General features: G+C 38.0%; 5 protein-coding genes and 1 other annotated feature. All 5 genes read left to right on the top strand.

What is annotated here, in order from left to right; all coding sequences use genetic code 11:
• Window positions 1–133: 133 nt before the first annotated feature.
• Window positions 134–622 carry a MarR family winged helix-turn-helix transcriptional regulator gene (locus tag RTK36_RS08320; RefSeq protein ID WP_312046137.1) on the top strand — a complete coding sequence of 163 codons (489 nt, stop codon included), beginning with the start codon at window positions 134–136 and terminating at the stop codon, window positions 620–622.
• On the top strand, window positions 619–2,355 hold the full coding sequence (locus RTK36_RS08315) for an ABC transporter ATP-binding protein (protein WP_312046136.1): 1,737 nt from the start codon (window positions 619–621) through the stop codon (window positions 2,353–2,355). Before RTK36_RS08320 ends, RTK36_RS08315 begins: the two co-directional genes overlap by 4 nt.
• A complete protein-coding gene (locus RTK36_RS08310; protein WP_312046135.1) occupies window positions 2,348–4,144 on the top strand; it encodes an ABC transporter ATP-binding protein in 1,797 nt (598 codons plus the stop codon). The genes RTK36_RS08315 and RTK36_RS08310 overlap by 8 nt, the downstream gene beginning before the upstream one ends.
• An 82-nt stretch (window positions 4,145–4,226) precedes the next feature.
• Window positions 4,227–4,434 (top strand) — a binding site (T-box leader).
• Between the two features lie 156 nt (window positions 4,435–4,590).
• Entirely contained in the window at window positions 4,591–7,002 is a 2,412-nt protein-coding gene (gene leuS / locus RTK36_RS08305) for a leucine--tRNA ligase (RefSeq protein WP_312046133.1), read from the top strand.
• A gap of 78 nt (window positions 7,003–7,080) precedes the next feature.
• The coding region (locus RTK36_RS08300; protein ID WP_312046131.1) for a 4'-phosphopantetheinyl transferase family protein at window positions 7,081–7,725 on the top strand (645 nt) is incomplete at its 3' end.

The following is a 7,725-nucleotide window of genomic DNA, read 5'->3' as shown; positions in this document are numbered from 1 at the left end:
ATTTTTTTATTGTTTTTGATTATCTTAAATAATATTTTCCCCTTTGTTTTACATACGTGAAAGTAGTGATTTTTTGTTTATTATGAAAAATTGGGGAAATACAACTTCCAGGCAAAAATTGAGGAGGGATGGAATGTTTTGTGATGCATTTGCAAAAAAGAGGGAGGTTTTAGGAGATCATGTGACAGATTTCTCTTTTGTTTTAAGTGTATTGTTTAAACTTTATCATGTAAATATGAAAAACAGTGCCCAGGAGATTGGACTTTCATGGGGTCAACCACAAATTTTAATGTCTCTTGCGTCAAAAGATATGCAGACACAAAAAGAGTTGTGTGAATTTATACGTATAAAACCAGCTTCCATGACTGATATTTTAAAGAGAATGGAACGGGATGAATTGATTGACCGCATTCGAGATGAAAAAGATTTACGAAGCATTCGTGTTTGTATTACTGAAAAAGGTAGAGAAAAATTTCAGGCATTTATGGTAAAGGGCACATCCATTGATGATGTGGCTTTGCGTGGATTTACAGATGAAGAAAAAGATTTATGTTTGCATTATTTAGGAAGAATATTAGAGAATATGAATAAAGATTTAAATGAAAAGAGGGAGAATGCTTGAAGATCGTTTTAAAATACATGAAGCCTTATAGAAAATTGGCAATCTTGGCGCCGCTTTTTATGCTGATTGAAACATCATCTGAATTGATTATGCCCAAGCTGATGACGCTTTTGATTAATCATGGTGTTGGGACGTCAAATTCAAATTATATTTTAAAGATGGGCGCAGGTATGATTTTTGTGGCGCTTTTAGGTATTATTGGAGGTATTGGCTGTTTGATTGCGGCAAGTGTTGTCAGTCAGCGAGCTGGAACTGATTTAAGAAAAGATTTATTTACGAGGATTCAAAATTTTTCGTTCCATAATATAGATACATTCCAGACACCTTCGTTAATTACCAGATTAACCAATGATATTACCCAAATTCAAATGGTTATTTTGATGTCTTTGCGTATGCTGATTCGTGCTCCATTGCTATGTTTCGGCAGTTTAATTATGGCATTTTCCATACATCCCAAATTGGCAATGATTTTTGTAATTTCTATCGTTATTCTAGGTGTAGCAACTTTTTTTGTTATGCGTAAGGCAGTGCCAAAATTTAAATTGGTTCAGGAAAAGCTAGATGGTGTCAATACTGTCATGAGAGAATGCTTGGCAGGCATGCGAGTGGTAAAGGCATTTGTGCGCCATGATTATGAGATGGAAAAATTCAATGCAGCCAATGAAGATTATAAAGAAACCAGCGTGAAGGCATTCCGGATTGTAGTACTTATGTTACCTTTGATGATGCTGATTTTGAACGTTTCCATTATTGGCATTTTGTGGAATGGTGGAATTCAAGTTTCCGAAGGTAGTCTAAGAATTGAAGAGATTATGGCTTTTATTACCTATCTAGTGCAAATGATTATCGCATTGATGATGATTGCTATGGTATTTATGTATATCTCTAGAGCGCAAATTTCAATCGTCCGTGTCAATGAGGTTTTAAACGAAAAAATTGACATCGCGGATCCTGCCAATCCCATTGTTCCTGAAAAAAGTCAGGGAAAGGTGGAGTTCAAGAATGTTTCTTTCCGCTATAAAGGCGGAAGTGGCGAGCCGGTTTTGGAGAATCTCAGCTTTACCGTAAATGCTGGTGAAACCATTGGTATTCTTGGTGAGACAGGTTCTGGGAAATCCACCTTAGTTAATTTGATGCCTCGCCTTTATGATGTTTCTGAAGGGGGCGTGTACATTGACGATGTTGATGTGAGAGATTATTCCATCCATGACTTAAGAAAAAGAGTGGCTGTTGTATTGCAAGAAACAATTTTATTTACCGGCACAATCAGAGAGAATATTATGTGGGGAAATAAGAATGCAACAGAGGAAGAAGTGGTTGCTGCAGCAAAGGCAGCTCAAGCCCACGACTTTATTTTGGAACTATCCAATGGATATGATACTGAACTAGGGCAGAAGGGTGTAAATGTTTCTGGTGGGCAAAAACAGCGTATTTCTATCGCCAGAGCGCTAATTCAAAATCCAAGTATTATCATTTTTGATGATAGTACCAGTGCGGTGGACTCATTAACTGAAAAAAGAATTCGTCAAGCAATGAAGAATTCACATGATCAGTGTACAAAGTTTATTATCGCCCAACGAATCAGTTCGATTAAACATGCGGATAAAATTTTTGTGCTGAAGGATGGTAAAATTGCCGCAGAAGGTAACCATAACTATCTTATGGAAACCAGTTTGGATTATCAAGAAATTTTTCAATCTCAAATGAAGAAAGGGGTAGTTATTGATGCCTAATCCCCGTATGGGTGGAAAACCGCCGATAGAGCCCAGGAAACCTAAAAATACAAAGAAAACTCTTAGTAGGCTTTTGAAATATTTAAATAAATATTGGTTTTATTTATTGATTTCTTTTATATGCATTGCCTTTGTCACACTGGGAACAGTCTATGCAACTCGATTGATTGGTATTGCCATTGATCAATATATATCTAAGTTTGATTTTGTTGGTTTAGCCAAAGTCTGTTCCATGCTTTTAGCCATTTATGTTTGTTCTTCTTTGTGCATGTGGCTTCAAAGCTATTTGCTTCTTTTAGTGGGGCAAAACGTTGTTGCCACCATCCGTAGAGAGCTTTTTGAAAAAATACAAAGACTTCCTTTAAAATATTTTGACACGACAACCCATGGCGAAATCATGAGCCGTGTCACAAACGATGTGGATAATATATCTATGGCATTGAATAATAGCATCTCTCAAGTTTTACAAAGTGGTTTAACCTTAGTTGGAACCTTTGCTATGATGCTTTATTTAAATATTCCTTTAACCATTGCTTCCATCGTTACCATACCAATTTTGCTTATTGCAACAAAAGCCATAACCTCACGCTCCAGAAAAAATTATAAAGAAAAACAAGAACGCCTTGGACAGTTGAATGGTTATATTGAAGAAATCATTTCAGGACAAAAGGTTGTAAAGGTATTCTGTCAAGAAGAAGAAATGACCCAGGCATTTTCAGTGAGAAATAATGAATTGCTGAAAGTAGGGATTCGCGCCGAAATCTTTTCCGGAATCATTGCGCCAATCATGATGGCACTGAATAATATTTCTTATGCCATTGTTGTGGCTGTTGGGGGACTTATGATGGTTATGGGGCTCCCAATGACCTTGGGAACCATATCTAACTTCATAATTTATTCAAAGCAATTTACGAGACCTCTAAACGAATTGGCAAATCAGGTAAATGCAATGATGGCCGCCTTTGCCGGAGCAGAGAGAGTATTTGAAGTTTTGGATGAGCCAGAGGAGATGAAGGATCAACCAAATTCCATTGCTCTAAATGATGTAAAAGGCGATGTTGTTCTTACAAATGTTGATTTTTCATATGACGAAGGTCATCCTATTTTAAAAGATGTAAATCTGTATGCCAAACCAGGACAGACGATTGCTTTTGTAGGACCTACTGGTGCAGGAAAAACCACAATTATAAACCTGTTGACCCGTTTTTATGATATAGACAAAGGTACCATTACCATTGATGGTACAGAAATTAAAGATATCAAGCGGAAGAGTTTGCGTTCAAACCTGGGTATTGTTTTGCAGGATACCTATTTATTTACTGATACCATTCGTGAGAACATTCGCTACGGCAGATTAGATGCGAAAGACGATGAGATTATTGCTGCGGCAAAACTTGCCAATGCCCATGAATTTATTCGACGCTTACCCGATGGCTATGATACCGTTTTGACAGATGGTGGCGGAAACCTTAGCCAAGGACAGAGGCAGATGCTTGCCATTGCCAGAGCAATTTTGGCAAACCCCTCTGTATTGATTCTTGATGAAGCAACCAGCAGTGTGGATACACGAACAGAAGTGAAAATTCAAGAAGCAATGCAGAATTTAATGAAAGGGCGCACCAGCTTTGTCATTGCCCACCGCTTAAGTACTATTAAAGACGCCGATTTGATCGCTGTTATAAATCATGGGGAGATTATCGAACGAGGGAACCATGAGGAATTGATGGAGAAGAAGGGCTTTTATCATAGTCTTTACAGCAACCAATTTGAATCGGAACAAGCAGTATAAAAAATTGTGTAGACTGTATTCTTTTGAAAAACAACCAAAAACACTTGATTTTTATTGGTAAATATGATATAAATAGTTTCGTGAATAGACTTTGATGAGGAAGAGTACAATACAATTTGTTTTTTTCAGAGAGGTGCGAGTCGGTAAAAACGTGTTTTGGAACTGGCCTCGGAGTTTTGCCCTGAACATCATTTTGATTAGTAGGTTGCAACGGCTGCCACCGTTATCGGTTTTGAGTGTGCCTTTTGGCAAACTAGAGTGGTAACACGGAGTATCCCTTCGTCTCTAACTGAGACGAAGGTTTTTTTATTTTTAAGTTAAAATTTCCAGACCTCATAAGGTGTTTTTATTTCTATTTTGCTAAATCTGAATAATTATACTGAAAATTGGGTTATGTTTAGGAAATAGATTTGTTTGGGAGATAGATTTATTAAGGAGGAGATTGTATGAACAATCGCTATGAATTTGGAGAAATTGAGAAAAAGTGGCGTGATGCGTGGGAGAAAAACCCTATTAATGTAGAGGATGATAAAAAACCTAAGTTTTATTGTCTGGACATGTTCCCATACCCCTCAGGTACAGGCCTTCATGTTGGTCACTGGAGAGGGTATGTTTTAAGCGATGTTGTCAGCAGATACAAGGTTTTACAAGGTTATCAGGTGCTTCACCCCATGGGCTGGGATGCTTTTGGTTTGCCTGCGGAAAACTTTGCAATTAAGAATAACATGCATCCTCGTATTGCCACTGCAAATAATATTACAAACGTAAAACGACAGCTCCACGAAATCAGTGCAATTTATGATTGGGATAAAGAGGTTGATACAACAGACCCCGGTTATTATAAATGGACCCAGTGGATTTTTGTTCAAATGTTTAAGAAGGGCTTAGCTTATGAAAAAGAAATGCCTTTGAACTGGTGCCCTAGCTGCAAATGTGTATTGGCTAATGAAGAAGCTGCCGGTGGTACTTGTGAACGTTGTGGTTCAACAGTAACAAAGAGAAATCTTCGCCAATGGATGTTGAAAATCACTGCTTACGCAGACAGATTGTTGGAAGATTTGCAAAAGCTTGATTGGTCTGAAAAAGTAAAGAAGATGCAGTCAGATTGGATTGGCAGAAGTTATGGTGCGGAAATTGAATTTAAAGTAAGTGGAAGTGATAAAAATATTGCTGTTTATACCACCAGACCTGATACACTTTTCGGCTGTACCTTTATGGTTTTGGCTCCTGAGTATAAAGGAATTGATGATTTTATTGCTCCTGGATACGAGGAAACCGTGAAGAAATATTGCTTCGATGCTTCCACAAAGTCCTCTGTTGACCGTATGACAGATAAAGAAAAAACAGGTGTATTTACCGGTACTTATTGTGTAAACCCTGTAAACGGTAAAGAAATTCCTGTTTGGGTTGCTGACTATGTATTGGCTGATTACGGTACTGGCGCAGTTATGTGTGTACCCGCCCATGACGAACGTGACTTTGAATTTGCCACAAAGTTTGAATTGCCAATTATTCAAGTTATTTTGCCTGAAGGGGAAGAAGAAAAACCTTTGGCCGAAGCATATGTAGGTGACGGCGTTATTATTAATTCCGGTGATTGGAATGGAATGAAGGCTTTTGAGGCAAAGAAAAAAGTGCCTCATTTGATGGAAGAGAAGGGTATTGGCAAAAAAACAGTAAACTACAAGTTGCGTGACTGGGTATTCTCCAGACAAAGATACTGGGGTGAGCCTATTCCTATTATCCATTGTGAGCACTGTGGCGCTGTTCCCGTTCCGGAAGATCAGTTGCCTGTGTTGCTTCCTGAAGTAGAATCTTATAAGCCTACGGATACAGGAGAATCACCTTTGGCTCATATTGACGAGTGGGTGAACACTACTTGCCCTGTTTGCGGCAAGCCTGCAAAGAGAGAAACAAATACCATGCCACAGTGGGCTGGCTCCAGTTGGTATTTCTTGCGCTATGTAGACAACCATAATGATAAAGAATTGGCTAGTATGGATGCTTTGAAAAAGTGGGCTCCTGTTGACTTATATGTTGGTGGTATTGAGCATGCTGTATTGCATTTGTTGTATGCACGTTTCTATACAAAATTCTTGTACGATATTGGAGCAGTGCCTTTTGAAGAGCCATTCCAGAAGCTGTTTAACCAAGGTATGATTACAAAGAATGGCGGCAAAATGAGTAAGTCCTTGGGTAATGTGGTATCTCCCGACGAATTGGTTGAGAAATATGGCTGTGACTCTTTGAGAATGTATGAATTGTTCGTAGGTCCTCCTGAAATGGATTGCGATTGGGACGACAGTGGTATTGATGGAGTATTCCGTTTCTTAAATAAAATTTGGAAAATGGTTTATACCTATAAAGATGCGCCAGTTCAGGCAAGCAAAGAGGAAGAGTTTGTTTGCAATAAAATGATTGCAGATATTACTAGCCGTTTGGAAGCTTTAACAATGAATACAATTGTCAGCGGTTTTATGGAATCTTCCAATAAATTTAATGAGATTGCAAAAAAACAAGGTGGTCTTTCAAAGGAAACGCTGGAAACGGTGGTTACTATGCTGGCTCCCTTTGCACCCCATATTTCTGAGGAACTTTGGAGAGAATTGGGTCATGAAGGCACTGTTTTTGATGCAGGTTGGCCCGTTGTGGATGAACGCAAGCTTGTACAAGATACCATTGAAATTGCTATTCAAATTGGTGGTAAATTAAGAGGAACCATGGAAATTTCCGCTGATGCTGATAAGGAAGCTGTATTGGCCCAGGCGAAAGAGACTTTAGGGTGTCGCTTGGATGGAAAAGAAATTGTAAAAGAGATTTATGTACCTGGTAGAATCGTAAATCTCATTGTAAAGTAAATCCATTGAAATATTATTGCAGAGTTGTGAGAGCTTGTTCTCTAGCAGCTCTGCTTTTTGTGCTATGAGGTGATTAAAATGGTAGTATTGCTAATGATGGATGGGGATGTATTAAAAGATACTGCAAAATTTCAGACTGCCATGGAACTTGTGGGTGAGCAACGTCGAGCCAAGGTTGAAAGAATGGCGAAAGAGAGTAGTAAGCGTCTATCTTTGTGCGCAGGTCTTTTATTGAGATATGCTTTTTTAAAAGAGAATGAAATAGCTCTTTATGATGAAATCAAAGTAACTGAAAAAGGGATGCTATATTTGCCCAATCAAGAATATTTCTTTAGTTTGTCTCACTCAGGAAGGTTTGCAATTTGCAGCTTTTCACACGAGACCATTGGTTGTGATATTGAAAAAATCAGAGATAAATTACCGAAAGTCGCAAAAATTTTTTCACCGGAAGAAGAGCAATTTTTTTATAAATTAGACGAAAAAGATAAGAAAGAGTTCTTTTTTCAGCTGTGGACATGGAAAGAAAGCGTTACAAAATGGATGGGAAAAGGAATCACCTATCCCTTTGACAGCTTCTCTGTAATGGATGGATTGCGTAATAGAAATATTATTGTTGTAGAAGGCAAAAAGTTGTGTTTAAAATCATTTCATATGGAAGACTATATCATTTCTTTATGCAATGAAAGAGGAAACTTCCCTCAGGAAATAAAAAAAATTGACTGG

Origin of the sequence: Anaerotignum sp. (assembly GCF_031981185.1) — a bacterium.
Lineage (GTDB): Bacteria > Bacillota > Clostridia > Lachnospirales > Anaerotignaceae > Chakrabartyella.
This window is presented reverse-complemented; position numbering and strand designations above follow the sequence as displayed.